The organism is Thermocladium sp. ECH_B (assembly GCA_001516585.1).
Taxonomy (GTDB): Archaea; Thermoproteota; Thermoprotei; order Thermoproteales; family Thermocladiaceae; genus Thermocladium.
In genome coordinates this window covers 20,046-44,786 of sequence record LOBW01000003.1, presented here as the reverse complement: position 1 = coordinate 44,786, position 24,741 = coordinate 20,046, and the positions used below count along the sequence as shown (strand labels likewise).

Sequence of the window (24,741 nt, the reverse complement as noted above, 5' to 3'; positions counted from 1 at the left end):
AGGTTAATGGAGGGTATCGATTTCGTAGTACTCAATAATAACCTATACGTACTGGACCTCAATAAGTTACCGATAGACCAAGTCATTAGGAACCCGAGGGTGAGCTTTGACTCGCTCATTAGGGATTTCGTGACGAGGGACCCCATGAAGTATTCAAGCCGCCTCTACAGTGTCGAGGAGCAGTGCGGTTCGGGCGAGGTCCTTGATCACAACCCTGAGGGGATACCGGCTAGTGAGGTTAAGGGTTTCCTGAGGACGACTTACCTATACTGGTTACTTAAAAACGATGCTGAAAAGAGGACCAGGTTCCTGGACATTGTTAGGGAGAGAATCAGTGAGGGTGTTGCCCTGAATAGGGTCTCGATAGATGCTGAGGATAATGTGGTCCTGGTGGTGAGCGATAAGGTTCTGTACGAGGAGGAGGNGAAGGAGGCGCCGTATAACGTAATGAATAAGGTGATCATTAAACAATTAACCAAGCCAAAGCATAACGATTGCGGCGTTTATTGCATCAGGGATCGTGAGGGCAAGTTCTCAATACGTGCACTGGGACTGAGGCCTGGTACTGTTATTAGGTATGAGTTAATCATCGACAAGAGGCGCGAATACCTCAATCCAGATCTAATCAAGGCCCTCCGCGAGTTCAGCACGGACCTAGTGGCGTTAGAGTCCAGGAGGGGCGTTAGAGTCCCTGAGTGTGGTGATGGTTTACCCATTAGGGTTGGTTATGGAGTTGGTAGGAGGTGGAAGACCATGCTTAACCTCCTGGAGTCTCTGGATCCCGCGCTCTTTAGGGATGTCACTAATTACGTATCATCAAAGCTGGGCAAGGTGTGGGGTGACTCAACAATTAGGCTCGTCAATAATGAACCAGTGGGTTGGGTTTGTGTTAGGGTGATTCCATGAGTGCCAAATCCCTCGTGGTATCTGTAATACTTTACGTAATGGGTAGGGTTAGGTCAAGGGCACGCGGCGGTGACCCGATAAGTAATGCCAAGCATTACATCGAGATTCTAAGCAACGCACTGAGATCCGCCGGCATTGATCCAGACCAGGTAAGCAACCTATTGGGATCTCAGGAGGTGCTTAGGTACATTGGGGTTGCCATTGGTGGGTCTGTTGTTGATCAAGGTGAGTGCGATGTTAATAAGCCGTTGAGGGTACCGTTCATCAAGAGGGAGGTTAGTGTTGGGCCGGCATTGCTGATGAATGTGGTGATTAATGGTGCTAGGGCTAGGGATGACTACGTCAAAATAGTGAATGAACTGGACAGGCACATGGAGAGCCTTGGGGGACTTAGGCTTGATTGGGAGGCGCTAATTACGACGCTACTATCGATCGCCAAATCAACGCTGGTCTACGTCCCCTACTCAACCTGCGGCAATGGTAACACCTACTCAGCCTACACGGTTGCACACGCAGCAGCTGCCTACGCATCCACCACGATTTCAAAGGATAAATACGCCATAGTCGTTGCCGACATAGTCGGTATTCAGGACATGATTAGTAGAATAAACAGGACTGAGAAGGCAATGAGGCAGTTGAAGGGTAGGTCAATACTCGTAAACCTACTACAGCACACCATAGCAACGAGGTTCATCAGGGACACAAATAGGAAACTGGGGGTTGATACGTTGAGTCCGGTTAACGTACTTGTCGATACCGGCGGTGAGGTTGTGATGCTCATCCCAGCAATTGATGAGGACGTACTCAACGGCGTCATTGAGGAAATAGAGGATGAGGTTGTGAGGGAGTTTGAGAGTAGGGTTAGGGTTGTGGTGGCTCACTCCAGGGTGCACAACATTGTTGATGACTTCGGTGGCGTCCTTAGGGAAGCCTATGGTGGACGTGATAATAGGAGGTATGGTAAATGGAAGAAATTCATAATCAACGGCAAGGATCTATGCGATATGTGTCACATGCCCACCGAGAGGCCCAGCCACGTGGATAACCAAACACTATGCCCATTCTGCGCCCTAGCCCACAGAATAGGTGGGGTGAGTAGGAGGTTGGGCATGCTCGCTGAGGTTGCGAACCCAGTTAACCAACTTGGGTGCGAATCAATAGGAATTGGGATTAACTACGTGGTTTGCCTCGAAGGCGTTAGGCTCGGGACTGTGCCACGGATAATCTACGACCTCAATAGGCTGAGCATTAACAACGCAATCAATGCGGGACATACGCTGTTCTTCCTAAATACACGCATGCCAACCGATGAATTCGGTGAATTAAAGAGTTTCGAGGATTTAGGCAGCGTAGCCGTAACCATAAAGTCTGACGCCAACAAAATGGGCGATCTAAAGAGGGAGGCCTCGAAACTGGGCGCTGCCCAGTACGTACTCTACAGTCAATTACTCATAACGATATTTGATGTATACGGCGCAATGCTCTACATGAACACGCCTAACTACAGCGACAGCGTCTTCATCATATACAGCGGTGGCGATGACCTAGTCGTCGTCAGCAACCATTATGCACTTGATTACTTGGTTAGGATAGTTAGGAGGGCTAATGAATTTGGGATAAACGTGGCAGGTGGCGCCATGGTTCACGACGTGAAGTTACCAATATACTTGGTTTGGCGCTATACCGAGGAAAGGCTTAACAGTGCTAAGGATATGGGTAGGGACAAATCACTAGTGTACCTACTAAACACAGGCAAGTCACCGGTAATACTAAGCATCGACAGGGTTAGGGATGTGATTAGTTATATCGAGCAAAAACATGCATGGACAGGCGAATTGGAGGACGAGGAGGGTGAGGCAAGTAGGACATTGATGTATAAGGTGACAATTCACCTGACAAGAATGTACGACCTACTGTGGGAAATGAGGGGGGTGTGAGGGATGAGAATAGAAGCAAAGATCTTACTAGACTCAACGAATTAAGGCGTGACCTGGTACATGAAGTGATTAACTACGTCTACCTCATAAACAGAAACGGCAGGAATGCACAGGGCATGCTCAACGAGCTACCCAAGAACCTACANCCAAGCAATGTGGCGGATACGTTAGCACCCATATTGAGGGACCAGGACAACCGCCAAGAGACGCTAAAGGCGTTGGATGGATTACTTAACGACTTAGGCATTGTCGTGGCTAGGATTAACCTATACAGGCAATTACTCGAAAAGCAGCAAACAATGCCCGCGTAGGAAATCCTTTAATTACGCAACGAATGGGCTGAGGCATGACTACATACCTAAGCACGGCATTCAGCCTCCAAATGCTCCCGGAGGAGGACGGGGAAGTTACTATAAAAGTTAGGAGGGTAACTGCCGAGGAGGCTAGGGAATTATTGTCCCGGGGCTTCGTCAGTGTGGTGGGTCACGAATTAACCGCGGCTATTGCTTCCTCAATCTTGGGCATGAATGTCGCAGTAAATAGGGCTGCCATAAAGCTGGGCAGGGGCGACGTTCTCGTGGTGTTCCAACTACTTTATGGGCGTTTAAATCAAACCAGAGAGTTGACAAAGCAGGAAGTCGACGAGATAATCAATAAGGGGCTATACGCCTTCTTCATGGTTACAATTAAGTCTTAACCTAAAATATCACCTATGTGCCTCACTACGAAGCCCTTAATGAGTTTCCAGTTGCAGCGTACCGCCTTTCTGTCAAACGTCTCATTAATAAACTTAGCAGTGTCCACACATGTAGAGCCAAGGATGATTCCCGCGTGGACTATGAAGTTCCTCAACTCATCCTTATCCATTTTCTTCTGCCCATCTATTAAGCTCTTACTTAACAATAACCTCAGACGCCTTCGATGGCTTCTCAAAGTACGGCATTATAAGCTCCTTTTATTAATGAGAATGTAACCATCATCAGCTGGGGGTTTGCTTTCCTTAAGTTTGCCCAAGTAGCGATGTGCATAGAGCTCTCGTAAAGACCTTAGCATAGGTCACCTCGGGTTTCGTGAAACCCATTAGTGATGTTTCATAGCCACCGTTAGTCCTATTCAGTTTCACAGATTGCAGAAGCCCCTCATACTTCAAATCATCGGTGATCCAACTTGCTTCGTTGAACTCAACAAGGTCTATGCATGAGTGTATTAGGGCTATTGGGCCATTCATAATTAGTGCCCCAATGACCGTCGTCTCATCCTCGCTGAGACCGCCATTGTGTGTAGCTGTAATTACTGGGTCCAAGTATTTATTCGCTTTTAACTCATCTATGTTGCACACATAGAAAACTCTCATGTTACCCTCAGATCCAACCTCCACGGCATTGTATATACGGATCCCCACAACGTAACCGGTGCTATGCTAATTCAATGCCAGCGATGCAATCATCTTGGCTAGTTCAACTGTCAAGAATGGTGTGTAATTTACGCCAAGTGTGATATCAATAATAAACTCCTTAACATCATTAAGGTGCTCGCCAAGTTGCATTAAGAGTACCGGCTAGGGCGTAGGTTAGGTATGTGCTGGGTTCAACGCCTTCGCCGACTCCGTATTTAAACATGAGACATTCCTTATCCCTAATCTTAACTTCCCTAATACCAATGTATGGGGCAATAACAACCTTAACCTTATCAGCAATATCCCTATCTATTCTATTGAGTTAACGGCCACGCAATTAATGTACTCAAAGGCAGCCTTAACCCAACCCCCATAGTTCTCTACCTCCCTAGGCATTACTATACTGGAGTCTTCATCTGGCTTAAGCCTTGGGTTTGCCCTAGCGCATTCGAAGTCCACCTTATTCCGTCCCCTTGCCGTTACCACGCTATCTAGGGCTACGATAATCGCCTTATCTACACCAAATTCCCTAACCATAAGGGGGTAGTGCCGTGTAGGAACGGTACACATTATCTGTTGGCTCACGGCGGTACTCGGCTCATCCCACTCGAACGGGTTGTCCCACGAGGCCAGGTAAATACGCACAGAAATCTTTTCGCTCACTTTTATTAAAATCTTATAAATATGTTGGCATAAGCTCAGCACTCATTGATGACATCCAATAACTTCTTCACCCACTCCCTAGGCTTTACAAAGCCATCTCTCTCCTCAACCAAGTTCCTCTCTATCAAATCCTCGACATCCACGCCCTGCTGAGTAAGTAAGTACCTCGGCGCCCCATTGCCAACCTTACCTAACTCATCCAGGTACCTCTGCCTAATGCCTATCGGCAGTATTGGTAAATCAACAACTTCTCCAAAACCTCCGTATGTATAAATGACCTTCCACGCACAAGACAATAGGGCTATCAAGGCGGTGTATGTTGTCTCTGGCTTAAAGCCTGCTGTCACGTTGACGACGACCTTGAAGCCCTGTCTAGCCTTATTCACAATGAGCCTAGCTTACCCATCGATGAGTTCAACTAAGCCCTCTCTGAAGAACATGGGCCCTGTGCCGAAGCCCTTAACTTTAATCGACTTGCATGGTATGACCTTCGTGATTCCAAACAACTTACTTCCGTGTTCCCTGACTACCTCGTGGATTATGTTTGCGCAGAACCTTGCAGTGCCCGTGTCCGTTGGGTATAGGTAGACCTCGACCTCATCAATGCTGTGCTTAGATGGTAGGGAGTTGAAGAACGCAATCAATGAGTTAAGCTCCGCACTGAATTTACCTGGGTCGCTGCTCACGATTTCGAGGACCTCCCTAAAGATTGGATCGCTCGGCGTGGCTCTTTTTAGGAACTCTTCCTGGACTGGATCGGTGGGTAAGGCATTCTATGGTATCCTGCCCAGTAATTGGCAGAGGGTTTGGCTTAACTTCCTACTATCTAATTCACAATCCTTCGCTAATCTCTCCANGTTGCTTAGTATGCTTGTGCCTACGGTGTTTAGTATGGCTAGTTTCCAACCCATTGATTTACGCGTTTATTGAGAATTATAAGTATTACCCAGCTTTATCGGCGTGACTCTAACCGTCCCCAGACCTAATGCTTGTTGACCTACTGACACCCAGGTAATTAGCCATATCGAGGGGCCTCATGTAGTTCCTAAGCCTAGCCCCACTCCTACTTACTGGCCTCAGTATTAACCAACCAATGAACCCTCCGCGTCCTCCTCTTGTCAACACTTATTGTCACGGGCCTTATCGAGTGGTTAACCTCCCTAAGCTCATACGGCGCGTAAATCGCGTGGGGCAAACCAACCTTGTCGAACCTCTCGTATGCATTCCACCTACGGAGTAGGCTAAGTATGGGGATCACTGGGTGCGAGTATAGGGCATGTACGCTATCCCTAACACCAAGCCTCGGGTGCCTAGGGTACTGGAGCAGGGTGGGGTCTCGAAGGAGGCCTTAACATAGTCGGAACCAACCCAACACTCAACCCGCCCGAGTTAATCACGGAGGTGCTCACGTGCTCAATACCGACCCTGAACGTCCCATATACCGTGAAGACGCTCCTGGCACTTAACAACTAATCAATGACTGAGCCAGCCTCAACCCTAAACCTACAATTCCTACGTGGGTAGTTGAAAATGTTTGTCTTGAAGTCATCCAATGCATCAATGCAATTTAGTATTATTACAAAACTCCCTAAAATCTCTGGTGCGGGGGGTGGGATTTGAACCCACGCAGGCCTACGCCAACGGGACCTCAACCCGCCCCCTTTGACCATGCTCGGGTACCCCCGCCTCTCATTCCCCTTAGCCGTTGCACTATTTAAATTTAGCCGTTGGCTCGGTCATAGCTTGCCCGGGTAGTACTTGGCTAATGCATTGGTTATTGGGGCGCTCTTGATGAAGCTATTTCTCGCATTCATCATTACCTTAAGGAACCCGGCCTTATCGTCGTGATACATCTTGATGATCGCCTTTAATTTGCCCACGAAATCCTCGTACTCCTTCTCATTGATATCCCTGGCCCTGGCGTCGATGCCTATATCTATTAATTCCCTCACGTCGCTTCCGAAGAGCCAACCATTCTCTCCATCCTTTATCAACTCCACCGCGGCCCCATCCCTGGATGATAGGGCAGGAGTGGCGTTTAGCCCGCCCTTCATGAAGGATGTGCCGGATGCCTCCCAGCCTGGGAACGGCGTGAACACCATTACGGAGGAGCCGGCCACTATNGGCTTCGCTAATTGAATCCCGTAGTCAGGCATGAATACGACGTTCTCGTAATTAAGGGCGGCCTGCTTCATTCGCCTCATCACCTCGAGCCCATATGAGTCATCGGGGTGAGCCTTCCCCGCGAGCACGAAGACGGCGTCCCGCGGCTGTTCCTCCTCTATAAAGTCCAGAATGAATTCCGGCCTCTTATATTTGGTGATCCTCCTATTCCAGGCAATTATGGGCCTATCCCCCGCATTTACCTGCTTATACCTAGTGATTACGCCCAACAACTCCTCCCTGGCCCTGGCCTTAGCCGCCGCCAATTCCTCAATGCCCCTAGCCCCGGCTATTGCCGGATGAATCCACCGCTCCTCATCCACTCCATTAGTTATGTAGGTGACCTTATGCATGTGGTGCGGAATCACCTTGCTCACCACGTCCATCATTTTCNCCGAAACCACGACGCCTCCGCCAGTCATGCTGAGCCCCAGCTCCGTCAGTATGACTGGGTTAGAGATGAAGGAGTAGCCGAATTCATCCTCGAAGAATTCCCTCGGGAAGGAGGGGTGGCCCCAGGGGCCCGGCGTGTGAATTATGAGCCTATACTTCCGCGGCTCAAGCCTAAGCACGAGGGGGAGAAGCGCGGTGTACGCCTCCTGTAAATCAATTATCTCCACATTATTGATGCCGATGATTCTGGTTATGTACTCCGCAGCCCCCTTGGCCAGGAGGACGTACTTGGCGAACTTATCCTCAAGGCTCTTCTCAATATAGACCCTATCCACGAGGTTCGCCGCCCACATGGGTGACGTTGGATCAATGAAGACGACCCTCGCCTTGCCCACCCTATACTCCATGAAATCGATGAGAACCCTCCTATGCCTAAGCCTAATGCCGGCGCTATCCACCTTGACCAGCTTCTCCAGGAACTCCTTGGGCTGGGGCTGCGGCCTCGGCATTAACTCGTCGCTGAATGAGTAATCAACGTAGCCCTCCCTATAGAGAAGCGTTATTACCACGTAATCGATTCCTCGCCTCGCCATTGCATAGAATTTATCCCCCTCGAGCACGCCTAGGCCTCCAGCATACGTGAATCCCTCATCCAGCGCTATCTCCGGGGTAACGCTTACAATAGTCATGACCCCTAGAGTATACTCTTTATTTTAGGCTTTACGGTGCACCCAGGGGGAATGCATTAACTATAACCACTCGGGTCCACTTGGGAACTGGGAGAAAAAATTTATGGGCGTGGTTATCCCGCTTCCCCATGGTCATAGCTTGCCCCCGCGACTGCTACGATACCTGCATATTTGACCGCAATTATCGGCCGCTCCCAATGTTCCCAGTGAATGGATTCACGTGCGCCAGGGGCAGGGCCGATCTACGGAGAAATAGGGTGAATAGGGTGGAGGCGCCCATGATAGATGGGCGAGAAGCCACCCTCGAGGAGGCCCTAGATGCATTGGCTCGCCTAGTGAGGGAAACGGCGAGGCGTGACCCCTCCAGGATAATTCACGTGGATTACGACGGTAATCAAGGACTCCTCACTTGGTACTACCCAGCGAGGCTCTGGAATGCGTTAGGGGCGTCCCAAACCGATTACTCTATATGCAGCGCGGAGGGGCATGCCGCCATTGCCGCCCACTACGGCACTAGCTTCGGCGCATTGCCGAGCGAGTTCCAACGATATGATGCGGCGGTTCTATGGGGAGTGCCGGCCAGCGTCAGCTTCATTCATGGCTGGGTCGCGCTCAGGAATGCATATAAGGTAGTCATCGATGTGAGGATGAGCGATGCGGCTAGGAAGGCCGATGAAGCGATAATTGTGCGTCCAGGCAGTGATGTGTACCTAGCCATTGGGGTAATCAAGGAGTTATTCAGGATGGGGAGCGTCACGGGGGATGTAGATGGATTGCCCGAGTTAAGGGGATTCGTGGAGAAGTACAGTGATGAGGAGATAAGCGAGTACACGGGCCTCAGGTGGAGCAGTGTTAAGCGGTTGGCGGAGTACTACTCCCAGCGCCGCCCCCTCACATTAATAGGCTTTGCCCTGGGGAGGACTAGGAATGGTGGAGACGCTATTGGCTTGATATCCCTTATCCCGGCGCTCCTGGGCATGGAGCGTGGATTCTATTACTCCAACTCGCTGGGTTGGGGCATTGACTTCAATTACCTGAGGGGGCTACATATCGCTCGCCCCGGGAGGGTGATTGGGATGGCTGAAGTGGCGTATGAGGCTGGGGAGGGGGCCTTTGACTTAATGTTCGTGTGGAACTCTAACCCAATCCACTCGCTCCCGGGCGCCGATAGGTTGAGGGAGGCAGTGGAGGAGGGGAGATTAACCCTCGTGGTTCACGACCCGTATTGGAGCGAGACGGCTAGGCTGGCTAACATAGTGATCCCGGCCCCCACTTTCCTGGAGAAAATGGATGTGGTGTATAGTTATTGGCATGAGTACTTAGTCCTCAATGAACCAATTCAGGACCCCATGGGGATCCCGGAGACAATGCTCGTGAAGGAGGTGGGGAAGCGAGTCCTCGGCGATCACCCCCTCATAATCGAGGAGCCGCTGCAGGCAGTTGATGTGGCGATAAGGGGCACTGGAGTGACGGTGGCTGAATTAATGGAGAAGAAGATAGCGCCAATAAGGAATAGGCCGAGGCCCAGGAAGCCCAGCGCACACCCCCTGCCGAGTCCCTCGCCTCCAGGGAGGGACTTGATTCTGGTCTTCACGTCACACCCCCTCTACACTAATAGCCAATTCAAGGAGGTTTACGGCTCCCCCGAGCCCATACTATACACGCATGACATTGAGGGAATAGTTGAGGTGGAGTCCAAGTATGGCAGAGCCAGGGTTAGGGCCGTTAAGGATGAGGGAACCCCAAGCGGCGTGGCTTGGATGACTAAGAGCGCCTTAATGGACTTAGATGGGAGACCCATTAATTCCCTCATTGGTCCAGAGAAGGGTAAGTATGGAGGCACGCCGCTCCTTAATGGGGTCGCGGTAAAGATAATCGAGAAGAAGCATGGTGGAGCCCCGGCCGGGATTTGAACCTTCCCTGGGAAGCCCCATCCGGGATTTCCGCTACTTCCTCGTATCTACGGGTCTCAACCTGGGCCTGCAGCCCGTCGCTCTAGCCGGACTGAGCTACCGGGGCTTTGATTCGAGTCGGCATGTGAATTTATAAAAATTGCCTCCAAGCATTGCCTCGCCACGGAGCGGGGGTTAATGGAGGGCTAGTCGCACTAGGTAAAAATTAAAAATGCCTAGGAACAACCCATGCAGGGCCCGTGGTCTAGCGGCTAGGACGTTCGCCTCACGCGCGAGAGGTCCCGGGTTCAAATCCCGGCGGGCCCACTTCCATTCCTCAACTGAATCCTCATAATTTATTATATTTAATGTTTCTTCCCTTCGCCTTCTCAATGGGGTACCTCGCCTCATTTATCTCTAGTTTCCTGAGGAGGGATTGAGCCAGGTCAAAGCCATATTTCTGCGCGAACCTAAGCAGCATGAAGAGGACGTCAGCCATCTCCATTGCCGCCTCCTCCCTTGCCTCCGGGTTCCTCATTAATTCCTCGCTCTCCGCCTCGCTCCTGAACCTGAATATTTCAAGGAGCTCCGCCGCCTCAGTCACTACTCCTATTGCCAGGTCCTTCGGGTTATGAAATTGATCCCAATCCCTGGCTTCACAGAATTCCCGCACCCTCTCCTTTAAGTACTCCAAATTAGTTGTTGAATCGGTGACGCTCATGCACTTAGGGGCCAGCGCTAATTAATATAATAAGCAATTATTCTCCCCCTTGATGCTAAGTAAGAGACTTGCTACCCGCATTGCCGCCTCACCTAGCGGCTCATCTCTCGCAATGAACATGGGGATCAAGCATTATTAGGCCCCGGATCCAGGGAGATGCATGGTTAGCATTAAAATAGTTTATTGCAGGCCCTGCAAGTTTCAGCCGCGAGCGGTGAAGTTGGCCGATGAGCTTCTGAGCCTCGGCCCATCAATTGACTCAATAACGTTGGTGCCGGGAAGCGGCGGCGTCTTCGACGTATTCATCAATGATGAATTAGTGTTCTCCAGGCATAGGGAGGGAAGATTCCCGGAAACCAGCGAGGTACTGGCTAAGCTGCTTGAGGCCACTAACGGGAACAGAGCTTAAACCGATATGCTGGCCACTGCCTTAAGCCGAGTTATTATCACCGCAATAATTGCTAGGAATACGCCCACCACGAGGAATGCCCCCCTCAGCGTCGCGACATCAATTATTAGGCCCCCAACGGCGCCGGAGAGAAAAGTGGCAGTTAATGCGAATGTATTGATCGCGCCCTGGGCCCTGGCCATCATTTGGCTCGGAACCGCCTTAAGCATGGCTGCCCCAGTTACTACATTAATTACCCCCAGAGCAACCCCTATCACTGCCGTGGGCGCCTCATCTAAGTAAACATTGCCTATGAAGCCGATGGATGCCGCCGCGGCCCCCATGATGGCCATGGCTATTGCAGAAATAATACCCACGCTTCCCCTAAGCCTAGTGGCCATTATTGAGCCAAGTATTGACAAAACGAGCGACAAGCCTCGCCTCTTCTAGGGGCGGGGTAAGGTTTTTAAGCTACTGTTTTCTACCTCTGTGGTATGCCTGTCACTGAGCCGATTAGGGTTGGGAGGGATACCAAGGAGGAGTTGAGGAGGCTGAAGATCCACCCTAGGGAGACCTATGACGATGTGATCAAGAGGCTCATCGAGGAGCATGAGAGGTGTGGGCACGAGAAGAACTAACGTAGTTAAACTAGTGGTGGATGAGGAAACGCATGAGAAGCTGAAGGAACTAGGCATAGTCACGGCGAAATGTTGGAACGAGGTGAATTGGCTAAGGACGCAACAATTCAAGAAGGGAGAAAAAGTCGACTTCAATAAGACGGAAAAGGAGGTATACGAGAAGTACAAGCACGCGTTAAGGGTTAATGCGCAGCAAGTTGCTAGGAAGAACGCCGAGGCTTGGAGGAGCTTCTCCCTAATTAGGGAGAAGAAGGAGGGGGAGTTGCCAAGGTGGTTCAAGCCAAGGCCTCCGGGCTACTGGAGGGATGAAGACGGAGAATACAAGTTGATGATCTTCATTAGGAACGATCGTTATGAAGTTAACGAAAGCGAAAGAACAATATACCTAAAGGACTTTAAACTCCCTCTTAGGTTTAAAGGGAAACTAAAATGGCGCGGGAAACAGGGTAGGTTAGAGATTATTCATGATGAGGCTAGGAGGAGTTGGTATGCCCACATCCCAATGGAGGTCGAGGTTGTAGCCGAGGCCAAGGGCAACGCGAGGGCTGGGGTGGATTTGGGGGATCGTTAATTTAGCCACGGTCTATGTTGAGGATGGTGCGTGGTTCCTATTCAAGGGCGGCGGCGTCCTCTCCCAATACGAACTACAGCAAAAAGATACGTAGCGTTCAGAAGCTTCTAGCCAGGCATAGGCAAAGGACGAGCAGGAGGCTTAGGCTCCTCTATGATAAGAGGGGTAGGTTCCTGAAGCACGCCCTGAATAGCATGGTTAGGAAGATAATGGGGGAGCTAATTGTTAGGGGTGTGGGTGAGGTTGTTGTTGGTTATCCGAAGGGCATTGCTAGGGGGCGTGGTAATAAGCTTACATCAAACTTCTGGAGCTATAACTACACTATTAGGCGCTTCGAGGATGTTGGGGAGGAATTGGGAATTAGGGTAATTAGTGTTCCCGAACCAAACACATCAAAGGATTGTTCCCTATGCGGGGATGCCCATGAAGGTGGGCGTGTTAAGCGTGGTTTGTTTAAGTGTCCCCGCATTGGGGTGGTCATTAATGCGGACTTGAATGGTGCAAGGAATATCTCATATATCCCCGAGTCCCTGGGATCCGTGGATGGGGGGCTCTCCGTGATGAGGGATAGGGGTAATGGGTTGAAGACCCAGCCCGTGGTCTATCGCTGGACGAATGGAGCGGGGTGGGTGAATCCCACCAGCTGTGAAGTGGTGAGGATGAAGGCGATGAACCACGAACCAATGAACCGCCCTAGGGGAACCTCCACCCTTTAGGGCGGGGAGGAGGTCAGTAACAGCATGCTCATGTAGATGGGAGGCAATTTAAACTCCTCCTCAACTAAGTCGGTGAATAGTATTCCAGACATGCCGAAGACCAGATTCGCGGCTAGGCTAATCACTATGAATTGAAGCATGAATGCGTTGCCCTTAATGAAGACAAGCCCTTCCCGGATAGAGGAGGAAACGCCGCCCTCGCTTGAGATTGATGGCTTGGCCTTAATTAATGCCAATGGGATAATGGATGAGAGGAATACCATTAAGAGCGATAGGATGGCCAGCGAGTACCCAATACCCAGGAGGAGGCCGGGAACAGCGAAGCCAATCGCCTCCGCCAATGAACCCACAGCATTATAGGATCCGCTGCCGGACTTGTACTCATCCTCCCCCAGGAATTCCTTGCTCCAAGTAGTTCTAATGGAGTTAAGTATATCCGACGTCATTCCAAGCAGGAATGCCACAACGTATGATGAGGCCACGACCAGGATCTCGGGGCCCCTCATAACTGCCATAATCATGGGAATCAGCGCTATGCTCCTAACACCGGCCGCTGCCTCAGCGATTAATTTTCTCCGCCTCAACTTATCCACGATGGCTCCCACGATGAAGCTCAGGAGAAGGGGAAGCGATAACATGCCGTCCCCAAGCCCAGCGAGAAAAGCCGAGCCAGTGTAGTGCAGGAGGATCCACATAACCATCAAGTCGAAGGCCGATGTTCCAAACCTGGAAACACCCATCTCAATAGTAACCAACTTAAAATTGCGATTCATCCACGGCGAACTTGGGAAGCCCATTTTAAACTTTAGAAATCACTTCATCATTGCCGATCATTGCAGCGCTGCCTACATAGCTCGCTCAGTTTCCCCCTGTTCCTGCTTAATTGCCTAAAGGCTGGGTGTCCATGGTTCCGCAGCCCCCCGCTCATTCGTGGAGGTATATGAAGCAATTCATGAAGTATCACATAGGCCTTATCCTCACAACTCAATGAATCGAATCTCTCGGATATAACCTCAATAATGTAAAGTATTTGAGGTTTTAAGACGAATCTCCACTGAATCGGGGCGCCGAACGTCCGAGCCACCGCCAAGCTTCTGGATCCCCTGCTCCTAATGAACGCAACCCGCTCCAAGTTAAGCCCAAGCCCAAGTAACTCATTTATGCCTGCAGCCATTTCTCCAACATCAGCCGCCTCCTCAAGAATCATTAATCCCCCGCGCCTCTCTCCCCCTTTTTCTATACTGCGGCAATGAGGATAAGTCTAGTGATGCGTGGAGGCCAGTGATCAATTGCGTTACCACTAAGTGGACACGTAAATATATGATTCCCACAAAAATAATGAGGCACTCCATTATATACAGGGAACAAGTTGATAAAACGGACGATAAACCTCGCCCCTCAGGGCGGGGAGGGGGTCAGCTGAGAAGAATGGTCTTCGTTCTTGGGGTTTGGAGTTAATTGTTTTCACTGCGTGTCCAATTAATGGTAACGCAGTATGAGGCAAACAAAATTCATGAATTATCCCTGATGAACCATACTGCGCTCTGAATTTTACTCATCAAAGGCAAGGATTCCCNNCCTCTCCCAAGAAACTCACCATATACCATCCCGCTGGGAAGAACATTGGTAAAAAGAACTAGAAACCTCGCCTTTTAGTCTGCTAGAGCGGTGGGGTTATGCTCTTGATTAGTGGGGGTAATTAGNTTCCCCTCAATCCTTGGGGAACGGGGATGGGGGCCAATCNCCATAATGCCAGGGGAAGGAGTAGCGCCCATGAATGGGGGCGTAACCCANAAGCTCTGGGAGCCCTCGCCAAATGGTGGGGCCAGGAATAGATATTGAGCCTCGCCCTTATNGGATTCGGAAGGAGTCACGACTTGGCACAGGAATTGCTCTGCATCCCGATGAGGGCGATACCCCGGGGCGTGCATTCTGGGTGAACCCCCAAAAAAAAGTTTATATCCGTGGTTATTTCAATTAATACATGGGCAAGCCAAAGCCAGGCAATAGGGACGCGTGGCTATTTATTGGCTTCCTTATAATTCTATTCATTACCGCCACATTCGTGATCGAGTACGTGTCCAACCCCCGCTTCTCCAACGCGGTCAATGCAATGATCATGAAGACGCGCTACGCCTGGCTGAGAATTGAGCTAGGCGTCGCCAAGCCGATGCAGCTGGAGCCGCCGGCGCAGCAGCCATTAATGCTTTCCACGGCCTACGTAATTGGACCCACCTCCTTTGCCTCCTCCCTGGATGTCTCTCCCCAAAGCTCCGTGAGGGAAATAGGGCTGGACCAAGTGCCTCAACTACCCAATGGCTCCGTCCTCGTCATTGATTGGGACTACGTGAACCAATCCCTCAGGGTAGGTCTGCGCCGCTTGGCGGACGTACTGGAGGGACCCATGGGGAGGGGGGACTTCGTGATGCTTTACACCGCTAACCCCAAGTTAGTCACGCTCCTGGAGAACGTGGTGGCGGTGGCGTGGGGAGACGAGCGCCACAGTAAGGTGATTGGGTACCCCGTCATGGCGGTGAATGGCCCGGCCTACATAGTGGGCTTCGGCGGCGTGAATTACTTAATAGCGAGCCCGGTCCAGATCCGCGATTACTACACCGCTACCATTAATGGATTGATAAACGAGTGGGCGGGGCAAGCCAAAGCCGCCTCTCGCATCCTAATTCTAAACTTCACAAGCGATCCAACATATATAAATCAGGATCCATGTGGTGAAACTAAATTACCGTTAAATGGTAATAGCAATGTATTTATGTTTGGGACTGGGGAGCAGATCATCGTGGCTAGTGGAGATGTATCTACTGGTGATCAATATAGTATTGATTATTGTATAATAACTGCTAATGGTCCAGTAGGCGATACCATTTATACCGATTATATGGGATTTAATAATATACAAGTGGCTAGTAGTAATTCCTACGGCAACACAGGCGAGTTTCGATATTATAACGTGGGGATAAACATGACCACTGCCTTAAGCATCGATAGTGAGAATGGCTACAATTCATACATGACTTGGTCGGGCTCATATGGGGCAGCGGAGCCGAGCGATACGTCCTGCTCTTGGTTCAGCTGCTCCGATCTAGAGCTAGCAATATCGCTCGCCCAAGAAACGCTGGAATACCTATTCGAGGCAGCGACGGCTTCAGATCCATCCCAGCCAATAGCATCCCTAGTCTCATCCCTAACCATTACGGGTCCCGGAAACGATGGCACCTCCAACCTGGTGTGGTCCATAGGACTGGAGAACCCATACCTATTCTGTTCACCCGAATCCACGAGAACCGGAGGCATATACCCAATCGGATTCGGGCTGATCGATGGACAAGGTGATTGGCAGGTAAATCCGAGCGTTATTAATACTGCGGCGTCTCCCGTGTACTTCGGTCGTGGGGTTATATGCTACCCATTGACTAATGGCTACGTGGAGGAAGCGTTCGGCGGCAGCGTGTACTTCGTGCTTCAATACAATCCAAGCGGGTCCCCTCAGATAAGTCAAGTTAGCACGCAATATCCAACCCCCATCTATGCGGTAGACTTCGCGACTCCAGATTGCCCATAAGCACCGTTTAAGAGGGGGATCTACGACGCCTCATTCTATGATGGAGGCTTTGGGAAGGGGGAATGATGGGGCGAGAAGAATGATCATCGATTCGTTCTGGGGATCATGGCGGCTCCCCCTCATCTTCATTTCCCTTTCTCGGCATGATGGGCGAGGCAAGCGATGAGAATGGGGTTCCCCAATTGCCGGTCATCAATGTTATGGGCTTTAATGCAGCGGATGGGGGCATGCAATGCGGTTTTTCAATGAAGTTCCCGAAAGGGATGAGCGTAAAAGCTTGAATGAGTCGGACCCATTCAGATGCAAATAAATGAAGATGAAGCATCGAAATCCCCGGGCGATGTGTGGAGAGCCCCTTCAATCCTCCAGCAAGTTAAATGCATCCATGAACGCGTTATAGGCGTCTCTGCCGTAGAGGTAGATCATTATCTTATTGATGTTCTTGAGAGCGTTTACGGTTTTCCTGATTGCCTTAATCATTTCCCTCGCCGCCGCCTCATAGGGCCACCCATACACCCCGGTGGATATTGCGGGGAACGCTATGCTCCTGAGGCCAAGCTCATCGGCGAGCCGCAGTGAGTTAATCACGGCTTCCTGAAGCTTCTCAGGTGGGTCTATGCCCCATCGCGGCCCCACGGCGTGAATCACGTGCTTTGCCCGTAGCCTACCTGCTCCAGTTACTGCTGCGCCCCCCACGGGGACTGGGCCGTGTTCCCTCACGTATCTCCGGCTCTCTTCCTGTATTTCCCATCCCCCCTTTCTAACTATGGCTGCCGCCACTCCTCCCCCATGCTCCAGGTAGGGATTAGCGGCATTAACTATGGCATCCGCGTCCGCCTCCGTTATGTCTCCCTCGATTAATTCAAGGGTAACATTGCCCAGACTCGTCCTCATAATTCAATTGTTTCAAGGAAAAATTTAAACCTTACTGACGCTGGAACCATAGCCTGGTTCCCATGATAATGGATGACAAACCTCGCCCTTTAGGGTGGGGTAAAGCCTAAGCCCTGGTGCTGGCGGGGTAGTTGGCTTCCCTTCAATGCCAGGGGAACGAGTAGCGCCCGTGAAAGGGGTGTAACCCCGTGAGGCCTCGGGTAACCCTCGCCAAATGGCGGGGAAGAGGTCAGAATGTTTAATTGGCTCCCCTATAATCACATTCATGGATAGGCGTGAAGCTGCGTGGGCCTTGGCTTTCCTCTACGTTGCATCGCTTCTATTGAGTTACTTCCCCCTTCCTCGAGTCATTGGAATGGTGTTTGGATTACTTGGGTCTCCCATGTTCTTCATACTATTTTATATGATTAATTCCATAATTGCCTTGGGAACGCGGAGAACCATTGTGTTTCTATCGCTTGCCTCCATCATTTCATTCCTATTCGAGTACGTGGGGGTTCATTATGGGGTTCCCTTCGGGTCATATAGCTACACGTCAGCAATGGGGCCAATGATGCTCGGCGTTCCCCTCTTCATTCCTCTCCTTTGGTCATCCCTTGCCTACTTCACTATGGAGGCGGCCGGCAATTATTACTTGGCGTCACTCGGCATGGTTGCCCTGGATATAGCATTCGATCCAGTTCTCTCCGGTCCCCTTGGTCTCTGGAGGTGGAGCGNGAGGGGGCAATACTTTGGGGTTCCCTTAACTAATTTCGTGGGTTGGTTCATTGTATCCCTGGTCATTTACTCAGCATTCAGGGCAAGCACTGGATTCAAGCCCAAGCCTAGCCCAGTGGCTTTAGCGTTCTACGCCTCATACTACGCGTCCTGGATATTCGCGGATGCATTGCTTGGATTAAGGAAAGCCGGAGAAATTGCCTTAATAGTACTAATTATTTACGTGATAAAACTAACGGCAAATCTCGCCCTTCAGGGGCGGGGTAAAGCTTAAAAGTCTCTGGGAATGGGGCTCTTGGCCGGTCAATTTTTAGGGAATGGGGAGTGGGGGCCGACGTACCCCCGCAATACCGGCTCGGGAGGGGAACGAGTAGCGTCCATAAAGGGGCGTAATCCCCAAGACCTCGGGGAACCCCCACCCTTTAGGGCGGGGAGGAGGTCAGAATTCAAATACTGTCTCTAAAACAGAAAACAAAACGATAATGATTATGCCTTATCCTGAAGAACCAAGAATATTATTGGAATTCACATTGATCTTCACGATCAACACCTGAAGTTATGGGTTGTTTAATGTCAGTGCNCTGTCCTCCTCCCCGCCCCTAGAAGGGGCGAGTCTTGTCAGTTTTTGTCAATGGCAAAAGCAATTAATTCTCAGGGCGGCGATATGGTCTCCCTCTCCATTAATTCCTTCACAACATCAATTAGGTTCCTCGCTATGGATTCCCTGGTGCAATTGCAATTGGAGTTCACGTATATGAATATGTGGGGCGATGATTGCCACGNCTCATCAATTGCGCGCACGAGGGGGGATGCATCCCATATATTAGTGACGGTGCCTGATCTGCCCCTCACTAATGCCTTGAATGAAGTATCGAATTTGGGTATTATCGTCTTTATGCAGTCATTACCGCAATTCATTTTGGTAATTAATTCATGCTCAATGATCCCCTCAAGCCTATTTCCAGCCTTGTCCCTAAGCTTATCCAGTGCTTGATTCAACCAAATAGATAGTTTACCCATTGTCTCCACATAATCATTATCCCTCTTCCATAGCGCTCTATAGGGGCTCTTCCTGGTGGCCAGCATCACGGCTTCTGGAATAGGATTATTGCCGGACGCTAATTCCGGCAGTAGTGAAATGAAGTAGTCATCGGTGATCTTAAGCAGCTCCACGTTATTCCCCAGCTNCCCATTAATGAATTTTAGGAGGAGGCAGGGATATGGGTGGCTGCCCACGATCTTCATCAATAGGTCCCTAGCGATTTTAGTGAAGAAGAGGGGTTTATGATGGAAATACACCCACTTATACGAATTGTACCTGGCTATGGCGAATCCCTCCAGGAACGGCTTTGCCTTCTCGTCGAATAATAATTCATCGCCGTCTAGGTACACGTATTGAACGAGGCGCTCCACGTCAATGGCATTAGTGGCGGTGCCGGCCCCAGTGAAGTATATATCCCTAAGTATGTAATCCATTCTATCCGCATCGAGGCTACTCGATATTATGGAGTGAAGCGGGGCTCCCGCGNCTAGTTTCGGGAATGCGAGTCGCCTCATTGTATCCATGTTTATGCCTCCCACGTTATTCTCGATTAGTTTCTGGAAATCGTTCCTCATGGTTATTAGGTAACCCGTCACTTCATGCTCCTTCGCCAATCCAAATAATCCCCGTCAATCCCGGCCCCACACGCCTTACCAGAGTCGCTGCTCAGTATCCCCTCAAGCGTGTGGGACAGGGGAAGGTGCCCCACATCATGATGCAGAGCAGCTAGTCTAACGTGTTGAAGCACTTGATCCACCCCATCANCTGGAATCCCCATGCCCTCCTTCGCTCTCCGAAGCTCCGTGGCGCTCATTTTCCTCACGGCCTCCTCCGCCATCCTATGAGCCAAATGCATCACGCCTAGGCTATGATCGAATCTGGTGTATTTCGCCGTGGGGTAAGTCAAGTAGACAAGCCCTAGTTGAGCGACGTACCTCAGTCTCTGTATGTACATGCTATCATCGATTAAGTTAGCCNCCTCCTTAGTTAAGTGAATCCAGCCATGAACAGGATCCCGCACCTCCTTGCTGAACTGCATCAATTCTAGTCAAGGGTTCAGGCTTAAATCAATTATTGAGATGAGCAATTCCGGAGCGAGGCCCCAATGAATCTATGCCCGAGAGATTTTTATTCGAATCATGTTAACCCATCAATGCTCTCATTGGATTGGGCCCCCATCCAGGGAGACGCATTTATTGATTGGAGCAGCGACGCTGAGTGTAAGCCGATTTATGTTAATGGAATGAAGCTTGCCCTAGGCGGCTCCCGCTCTTATAAGTTATGCCAAGTAAAGCCGGACTGGGCCCCGGTTCTAGTGATAGATGGTATAATAATGCACACGTTGAAAATGAATCCCCTCCTGTACGCTGAAGGCAAGATTAAGCCAATTAAGGTAATGGGGAAAACAGTGCTCGAGTGCTGCAGTGGGTTAGGCTACGTGACTCTAGCCCTATTATCGCACGGGGCTCGCCGCGTGATCACAGTGGAGGCAGACCCCAACGTTGTATTATTATCTAGGTATAATAAGTATAGCCGCTCCTTCATGGATCCACGGGTCGATCTGCTCCTATCCGACATGTTGATCGCCCTTAAACGCTTCAGGGACTCCGCATTTGATGTGGTGATTCATGATCCACCAACTCTCAAGAGGGACACAGGGGAATTATTCTCCGCCAATATATATGGAGAGTACTCTAGAGTATTGAAACGTAATGGAGTGATGTATCACTACTTACCGCATCCCGGCGAGAAATATAGGGGACGAGACATTAGGCGCGGCATAATTAATAGGATGCGGATGGCTGGTCTCCGCATAGTTAAGGAGACCGAGGATGGATTATACGCCGAGAAGGCATCGCGATAAAAGAAGTAATGAGCCTCGCCGAATGGTGGGGGAGGAGGTCATTGCTGTGTTTGATTAGGCGTTATGTACTTCCCCAGTTCAGGCCTCGTCTTAACTAGTTCCTTAGCTAATTGAGTGGCCATCCTATCAAGGAGGCCCCGCCCCTGCGGGGTCAGGGTTCTCCCTTTGCCCGGCACCTTAGTCACAAGCCCCGCCTGCTCTAATTGATGCAGTATATTCCTTATCGGTGCCCCAGCGCTTTTCCTGGTTCTTGGGGCTCGCGCCTTCTTGCCCACGGGTNCCCTGTAGCTATACGCCATTCGAAGGCTCCCAACGCCGACTGGATCATTTAGGTATATCTTGCGGAGCAGCGATGCTGCCCTTATGTACCACCAATCCATGTTTTGAGGCGGAGTATCCTTCCTAGCCCCGCTCTTAGCGTAGAGCGACCAGGGGGCAGGCTTCATTTGTTGCACGTTCTCCTTGAGGTACGCGGCTAATCGCCTTATCAATGCGTCGGGCGGAACATCCTTGACATTAACCATATACGGAATCCATGTACTTAGTAAGGTTTATAAATATTACTAAACGAGCTGGGAGCCATGCCGTTAAAGTTTTGCCCAAAGTGTAGGTCCGTGATGATGCCGGTCAAAATGAACGGCAAGACTGTTTATAGGTGCCCCAAGTGCGGCTATGTGGAGGATATAGACCCATCCACCAGGCACGTCGATAGGATGATCATTGAGAAGAAGGCCAATGATGATCCAATAGTGATAGAGGCCCAGGAATCATCCTTGCCGAAGATAAAGGCCTACTGCCCCAAGTGCGGTAATGATGAGGCATATTACTGGGTACAACAANCCAGGGCCGCGGATGAGCCTCCAACCAGGTTCTATAGATGCACCCGCTGCGGCTACTCGTGGCGTGAATATGAATAATTATAGGGAATCAGCATTTAGGTCACTCATCACCCATCAATGCCCTGCGTGGTTACATCACTTATTTTAGATACTCACGTGACTCGCTTAATTGGTAGTCTCCCAACCTTTAAATCATTTAATAGGGCAACTAGTTCAGTTATTGCTGCATCCATTATTTTCCTCCCCTTTTCCTGGCTTGCCTTGGATGGGTACCCCTGCACCGCGAAGTGGTACTCAGCATCATACACTCGCTTACCATAAATCCTGAAGCGGGACTCAACCCACTCATCTGACTTACCATCAATGGGCACTCGCTTCACCAGCGATGGGTACGCNGCCATCACTTCACTAGTCTCATCCTCGGCAGCGTGCCCCTCCGGCGTCTCCAGCACTGCTTTCCTGGCTTCCTTCGCTAAATCAATCCACCAATTAACCAGTACAATTGTTAAATCAACGCTGCGCGTCGCTTCCTTGGCTGCCATGCTTAATGCATCAATGTTGCCTCCATGCCCATTAACCACCACAAGGTACTCAACCTCATTCCGCGCTGCCTCCATGAATATCGACTTATATAGCTCATACAGTACCCGGGGATCGATTGATATGGTTCCAACGAATTTATCCAGCACATACGTGTTGCCGTACCATACTGGGGGAAGCATCAGTACATTGGNGTATTCAGTAGCCTTCTCCGCAACATAAATGGCCATTAATGCATCCGTGCCAAGGGGGAGGTGTGGGCCGTGCGCCTCAATTATCCCCACGGGCAGCACGGCCACTGATTTATCGACATTCTTAAATTCATCAAGTGATAACTCCCACCACTTCATGACTATAAATAGGCCTAGATATTAATAAAAATAGTGTTAATGCTCGATTCGATAAGTCCCTTCATGGTAAGGAGGCGGTAACTGCATGCGGGATTAAGCTGTTGAGGGGCCCGAGGGGAACTTGTTTCTCTCTCGCCATATATTGCTCAATGCGTTTCCCACGGCATTTAGCCCCTCTGGATGCATATGGGTGTATTGAGCAAATGTATTTCTTTTCCTTATACCATCATAGCCATTAATCCCGCTCCCCCTAATAATTCTTAGATAGAAATCAGCCTTCTCCCTCAATATTAGCCTGGAGTGGTGAAATTCATGGCCCTTCACGTTCTCCCCCATCCGAAACATGGGCGTATCCATTATCGCCACCGACTCGACATAGCCGTGCCCCACGGGTCTCCTAAGCATAGTGACATACGCATCTATTACACCGCTCATGCCGTACTCCTCGTTATTAATGGTCTCCAGAGTACTTGAAAGCAGCATTAAGCCACCGCACTCCGCATAAATGAAGCCGCCCCGCTCAGAGAATCGCCTGATATCGGCTAGGAGCGATCGATTCCTCTCTATTAAGTCGGCGTGCTCCTCCGGAAAACCCCCACCAATTATTAATGCATCTATATTGGGGAGCGCTCCATCCCTCATGGAGTCTATTATGATTACTTCCCCCGCCGCTGAGTTAATGGTCTCCAAGGTCTCCGGGTAATAGAAGCTAAATGCCTTATCCATTATTATGCCAACCCTCAGCCCCGTTTTAGGCGGCCCCTCATTACCCCCACAGTTATGCTCCAGCGGCGACGCTTCCCCCGCGATCCTAAGCACCGCATCAACATCTATCCAATGATCATAACCCCCACCGCCGCCCCCCTCCACCACAGGCACGAGACCCAAGTGCCTATACCTGAAGTCCCGCTCTATTTCCTCGCTTCTAGGTATTACCCCAACAATGGGAACCCCCTCCCCCTCAAAAAGCCTAGTTAACTTATCTATCTGCCTCTTAGTCACATTGGTCACCGCCACGCCCGCTATATTAACCCCATCATCAAACCCCCTAAAGCCACGTAACACTGCCGCTAGGCTCCTGTTTGTTCTGTTGCCATCCATGACAAGAATAACCGGCGTCCCGGTTTCCCTCGCTATTTTAGCGGTGCTCCCAGTCTCAGTCACTCCATCCACGCTATCATAGAGCCCCAGCACTCCCTCAATTATTGATACATCGCCGTCGGAGTAACGCATTAATCTGCACTTGACTCCATCCATGCCCATCAAGTACTCATCCAGGTTCCTGCTCGGGCAACCGCATGCGGCAGCGTGATGCATTGGATCAATGAAGTCGGGCCCTACCTTGAATGGCCTAACCCTTATGCCGCGGCTAACCAAGTCATGTATCAACAACGTCGTGAAAATTGTCTTACCGCTTTTCCCATGCACGCCCGAAATAATTACTCGGGGCGCATTCCTCATACGCATCCTGTTGGCTTAGGTGCCCCCGCCACCCTGCATGCGCCCTTGGCCGGCCCATTGGGAAATAATTGGTAAATCCTTTGAAGACTTATCCCAGTTCCCTTCACCAGCATCCGTATTGGGGGACAGGTTCCATACTTTTCCCAATACTCGCGGAGATACTTAACCACCTTCCAATGCTCCTCCGTCATAATGGGTTTCCCAGTCTCCGGATCCCTGCACTCCTCCTCCCCCAGTATCTTGGCAACCTCCTCGCTCCAGCTCCAGGGATCCTTTAGATAGCCATCGGAATCCAGCTCGATTTTCTTGCCGTTGACCTCTATTACCTTGGACATCCAGTACCACCGAGGATGTGCAGCGCTGGCTTACGTTAAGCCTTAC

General features: G+C 50.5%; 28 protein-coding genes, 2 tRNA genes and 2 pseudogenes. 12 read left to right on the top strand and 20 right to left on the bottom strand.

What is annotated here, in order from left to right; genetic code table 11:
- The first annotated feature begins 6 nt into the window (after positions 1-6).
- From AT710_00950 to AT710_00935, 4 genes are all read left to right on the top strand, one after another.
- Entirely contained in the window at positions 7-906 is a 900-nt protein-coding gene (locus AT710_00950) for a hypothetical protein (protein ID KUO93178.1), read from the top strand.
- A complete protein-coding gene (locus AT710_00945) occupies positions 903-2,843 on the top strand; it encodes a hypothetical protein (GenBank protein KUO93177.1) in 1,941 nt (646 codons plus the stop codon). Before AT710_00950 ends, AT710_00945 begins: the two co-directional genes overlap by 4 nt.
- The gene (locus AT710_00940) at positions 2,822-3,154 is read left to right on the top strand and encodes a hypothetical protein (protein KUO93176.1); all 333 of its coding nucleotides are present in this window, start codon (positions 2,822-2,824) and stop codon (positions 3,152-3,154) included. Before AT710_00945 ends, AT710_00940 begins: the two co-directional genes overlap by 22 nt.
- A 35-nt stretch (positions 3,155-3,189) precedes the next feature.
- Positions 3,190-3,540 (top strand): hypothetical protein, encoded by a 351-nt coding sequence (locus AT710_00935; GenBank protein ID KUO93175.1) that lies wholly within the window; start codon positions 3,190-3,192, stop codon positions 3,538-3,540.
- Here AT710_00935 and AT710_00930 read toward each other — a convergent pair.
- The 8 genes from AT710_00930 to AT710_00895 all read right to left on the bottom strand — a co-directional run bounded on the left by AT710_00930 (position 3,537) and on the right by AT710_00895 (position 8,147).
- A complete protein-coding gene (locus AT710_00930) occupies positions 3,537-3,776 on the bottom strand; it encodes a hypothetical protein (GenBank protein ID KUO93174.1) in 240 nt (79 codons plus the stop codon). The two genes, AT710_00935 and AT710_00930, sit on opposite strands and share 4 nt — an antisense overlap.
- Before the next feature lie 67 nt (positions 3,777-3,843).
- Complete coding sequence (locus AT710_00925) at positions 3,844-4,221, bottom strand: hypothetical protein (protein ID KUO93173.1); 378 nt, start codon at positions 4,219-4,221, stop codon at positions 3,844-3,846.
- A gap of 327 nt (positions 4,222-4,548) precedes the next feature.
- Positions 4,549-4,884, bottom strand: coding sequence for a hypothetical protein (locus AT710_00920; GenBank protein ID KUO93172.1), 336 nt, complete (start codon positions 4,882-4,884; stop codon positions 4,549-4,551).
- A gap of 53 nt (positions 4,885-4,937) precedes the next feature.
- On the bottom strand, positions 4,938-5,288 hold the full coding sequence (locus tag AT710_00915; protein ID KUO93171.1) for a hypothetical protein: 351 nt from the start codon (positions 5,286-5,288) through the stop codon (positions 4,938-4,940).
- 12 nt (positions 5,289-5,300) lie between these two features.
- Positions 5,301-5,588: a hypothetical protein gene (locus AT710_00910; protein ID KUO93170.1), complete on the bottom strand. Its 288-nt coding sequence runs from the start codon at positions 5,586-5,588 to the stop codon at positions 5,301-5,303.
- 377 nt (positions 5,589-5,965) lie between these two features.
- Positions 5,966-6,160: a hypothetical protein gene (locus AT710_00905; protein KUO93169.1), complete on the bottom strand. Its 195-nt coding sequence runs from the start codon at positions 6,158-6,160 to the stop codon at positions 5,966-5,968.
- A 340-nt stretch (positions 6,161-6,500) separates the two neighbouring features.
- A tRNA-Leu gene (locus AT710_00900) sits at positions 6,501-6,588 on the bottom strand.
- Positions 6,589-6,638: 50 nt separating this feature from the next.
- Positions 6,639-8,147 (bottom strand): glycosyl transferase family 1, encoded by a 1,509-nt coding sequence (locus AT710_00895; GenBank protein KUO93168.1) that lies wholly within the window; start codon positions 8,145-8,147, stop codon positions 6,639-6,641.
- Between the two features lie 128 nt (positions 8,148-8,275).
- Here AT710_00895 and AT710_00890 point away from each other — a divergent pair, with 128 nt between their 5' ends.
- Positions 8,276-10,060 carry a dehydrogenase gene (locus tag AT710_00890; protein KUO93167.1) on the top strand — a complete coding sequence of 595 codons (1,785 nt, stop codon included), beginning with the start codon at positions 8,276-8,278 and terminating at the stop codon, positions 10,058-10,060.
- Positions 10,061-10,293: 233 nt separating this feature from the next.
- A tRNA-Val gene (locus tag AT710_00885) sits at positions 10,294-10,366 on the top strand.
- Positions 10,367-10,388: 22 nt separating this feature from the next.
- On the opposite strand, the gene AT710_00880 is transcribed toward AT710_00885, so the two are convergent.
- Positions 10,389-10,760: a nucleotide pyrophosphohydrolase gene (locus AT710_00880; protein ID KUO93166.1), complete on the bottom strand. Its 372-nt coding sequence runs from the start codon at positions 10,758-10,760 to the stop codon at positions 10,389-10,391.
- A 169-nt stretch (positions 10,761-10,929) separates the two neighbouring features.
- Between AT710_00880 and AT710_00875 the strand changes: the two genes are divergently transcribed.
- Positions 10,930-11,169 carry a hypothetical protein gene (locus AT710_00875; protein ID KUO93180.1) on the top strand — a complete coding sequence of 80 codons (240 nt, stop codon included), beginning with the start codon at positions 10,930-10,932 and terminating at the stop codon, positions 11,167-11,169.
- Here AT710_00875 and AT710_00870 read toward each other — a convergent pair.
- A complete protein-coding gene (locus tag AT710_00870; protein ID KUO93165.1) occupies positions 11,166-11,582 on the bottom strand; it encodes a hypothetical protein in 417 nt (138 codons plus the stop codon). The genes AT710_00875 and AT710_00870 overlap by 4 nt on opposite strands.
- Before the next feature lie 175 nt (positions 11,583-11,757).
- Between AT710_00870 and AT710_00865 the strand changes: the two are divergent.
- A pseudogene (locus AT710_00865) lies at positions 11,758-13,073 on the top strand (transposase).
- Here AT710_00865 and AT710_00860 read toward each other — a convergent pair.
- From AT710_00860 to AT710_00850, 3 genes are all read right to left on the bottom strand, one after another.
- The gene (locus tag AT710_00860) at positions 13,070-13,846 is read right to left on the bottom strand and encodes a hypothetical protein (protein KUO93164.1); all 777 of its coding nucleotides are present in this window, start codon (positions 13,844-13,846) and stop codon (positions 13,070-13,072) included. The pseudogene AT710_00865 and the gene AT710_00860 sit on opposite strands and share 4 nt — an antisense overlap.
- Before the next feature lie 47 nt (positions 13,847-13,893).
- The gene (locus AT710_00855) at positions 13,894-14,280 is read right to left on the bottom strand and encodes a metallopeptidase (protein KUO93163.1); all 387 of its coding nucleotides are present in this window, start codon (positions 14,278-14,280) and stop codon (positions 13,894-13,896) included.
- Positions 14,281-14,725: 445 nt separating this feature from the next.
- Entirely contained in the window at positions 14,726-15,004 is a 279-nt protein-coding gene (locus AT710_00850; protein ID KUO93162.1) for a hypothetical protein, read from the bottom strand.
- A 53-nt stretch (positions 15,005-15,057) separates the two neighbouring features.
- On the opposite strand from AT710_00850, the gene AT710_00845 reads away from it, so the two are divergent.
- The gene (locus tag AT710_00845) at positions 15,058-16,653 is read left to right on the top strand and encodes a hypothetical protein (GenBank protein KUO93161.1); all 1,596 of its coding nucleotides are present in this window, start codon (positions 15,058-15,060) and stop codon (positions 16,651-16,653) included.
- Between the two features lie 357 nt (positions 16,654-17,010).
- Here the strand turns inward: AT710_00845 and AT710_00840 are convergent, their stop codons facing one another.
- Positions 17,011-17,547: an RNase III inhibitor gene (locus AT710_00840; GenBank protein ID KUO93160.1), complete on the bottom strand. Its 537-nt coding sequence runs from the start codon at positions 17,545-17,547 to the stop codon at positions 17,011-17,013.
- 265 nt (positions 17,548-17,812) lie between these two features.
- Here AT710_00840 and AT710_00835 point away from each other — a divergent pair, with 265 nt between their 5' ends.
- A complete protein-coding gene (locus tag AT710_00835) occupies positions 17,813-18,538 on the top strand; it encodes a hypothetical protein (protein KUO93159.1) in 726 nt (241 codons plus the stop codon).
- A 377-nt stretch (positions 18,539-18,915) separates the two neighbouring features.
- On the opposite strand, the gene AT710_00830 is transcribed toward AT710_00835, so the two are convergent.
- Both AT710_00830 and AT710_00825 read right to left on the bottom strand, forming a co-directional pair.
- Positions 18,916-19,902, bottom strand: a complete 987-nt coding sequence (locus tag AT710_00830; protein KUO93158.1) for a hypothetical protein — start codon at positions 19,900-19,902, stop codon at positions 18,916-18,918.
- On the bottom strand, positions 19,899-20,345 hold the full coding sequence (locus AT710_00825) for a hypothetical protein (GenBank protein ID KUO93157.1): 447 nt from the start codon (positions 20,343-20,345) through the stop codon (positions 19,899-19,901). The genes AT710_00830 and AT710_00825 overlap by 4 nt, the downstream gene beginning before the upstream one ends.
- A gap of 114 nt (positions 20,346-20,459) precedes the next feature.
- Between AT710_00825 and AT710_00820 the strand changes: the two genes are divergently transcribed.
- On the top strand, positions 20,460-21,170 hold the full coding sequence (locus AT710_00820; GenBank protein ID KUO93156.1) for a hypothetical protein: 711 nt from the start codon (positions 20,460-20,462) through the stop codon (positions 21,168-21,170).
- A gap of 38 nt (positions 21,171-21,208) precedes the next feature.
- On the opposite strand, the gene AT710_00815 is transcribed toward AT710_00820, so the two are convergent.
- Positions 21,209-21,694, bottom strand: a complete 486-nt coding sequence (locus AT710_00815; GenBank protein KUO93155.1) for a 30S ribosomal protein S19 — start codon at positions 21,692-21,694, stop codon at positions 21,209-21,211.
- A gap of 57 nt (positions 21,695-21,751) precedes the next feature.
- On the opposite strand from AT710_00815, the gene AT710_00810 reads away from it, so the two are divergent.
- Entirely contained in the window at positions 21,752-22,087 is a 336-nt protein-coding gene (locus tag AT710_00810; GenBank protein ID KUO93154.1) for a DNA-directed RNA polymerase subunit M, read from the top strand.
- Between the two features lie 74 nt (positions 22,088-22,161).
- On the opposite strand, the gene AT710_00805 is transcribed toward AT710_00810, so the two are convergent.
- The 3 genes and pseudogenes from AT710_00805 to AT710_00795 form a co-directional block, all read right to left on the bottom strand.
- On the bottom strand, positions 22,162-22,899 hold the full coding sequence (locus AT710_00805; protein KUO93153.1) for a creatininase: 738 nt from the start codon (positions 22,897-22,899) through the stop codon (positions 22,162-22,164).
- A 177-nt stretch (positions 22,900-23,076) separates the two neighbouring features.
- Positions 23,077-24,360: pseudogene (locus AT710_00800) on the bottom strand.
- Positions 24,357-24,695, bottom strand: a complete 339-nt coding sequence (locus tag AT710_00795; protein ID KUO93152.1) for a sulfur relay protein TusE — start codon at positions 24,693-24,695, stop codon at positions 24,357-24,359. The pseudogene AT710_00800 and the gene AT710_00795 overlap by 4 nt, the downstream one beginning before the upstream one ends.
- Positions 24,696-24,741 lie beyond the last annotated feature (46 nt).

Bases quoted from the DNA above. Each gene is read 5' to 3' on its own strand.
- AT710_00880 (KUO93166.1), bottom strand. From the start codon at position 10,760: ATGAGCGTCACCGATTCAACAACTAATTTGGAGTACTTAAAGGAGAGG.
- AT710_00890 (KUO93167.1), top strand. From the start codon at position 8,276: ATGGTCATAGCTTGCCCCCGCGACTGCTACGATACCTGCATATTTGAC.
- AT710_00935 (KUO93175.1), top strand. From the start codon at position 3,190: ATGACTACATACCTAAGCACGGCATTCAGCCTCCAAATGCTCCCGGAG.
- AT710_00945 (KUO93177.1), top strand. From the start codon at position 903: ATGAGTGCCAAATCCCTCGTGGTATCTGTAATACTTTACGTAATGGGT.
- AT710_00840 (KUO93160.1), bottom strand. From the start codon at position 17,547: ATGAGGACGAGTCTGGGCAATGTTACCCTTGAATTAATCGAGGGAGAC.
- AT710_00860 (KUO93164.1), bottom strand. From the start codon at position 13,846: ATGAATCGCAATTTTAAGTTGGTTACTATTGAGATGGGTGTTTCCAGG.
- AT710_00855 (KUO93163.1), bottom strand. From the start codon at position 14,280: ATGATTCTTGAGGAGGCGGCTGATGTTGGAGAAATGGCTGCAGGCATA.
- AT710_00795 (KUO93152.1), bottom strand. From the start codon at position 24,695: ATGTCCAAGGTAATAGAGGTCAACGGCAAGAAAATCGAGCTGGATTCC.
- AT710_00845 (KUO93161.1), top strand. From the start codon at position 15,058: ATGGGCAAGCCAAAGCCAGGCAATAGGGACGCGTGGCTATTTATTGGC.
- AT710_00820 (KUO93156.1), top strand. From the start codon at position 20,460: ATGCTCTCATTGGATTGGGCCCCCATCCAGGGAGACGCATTTATTGAT.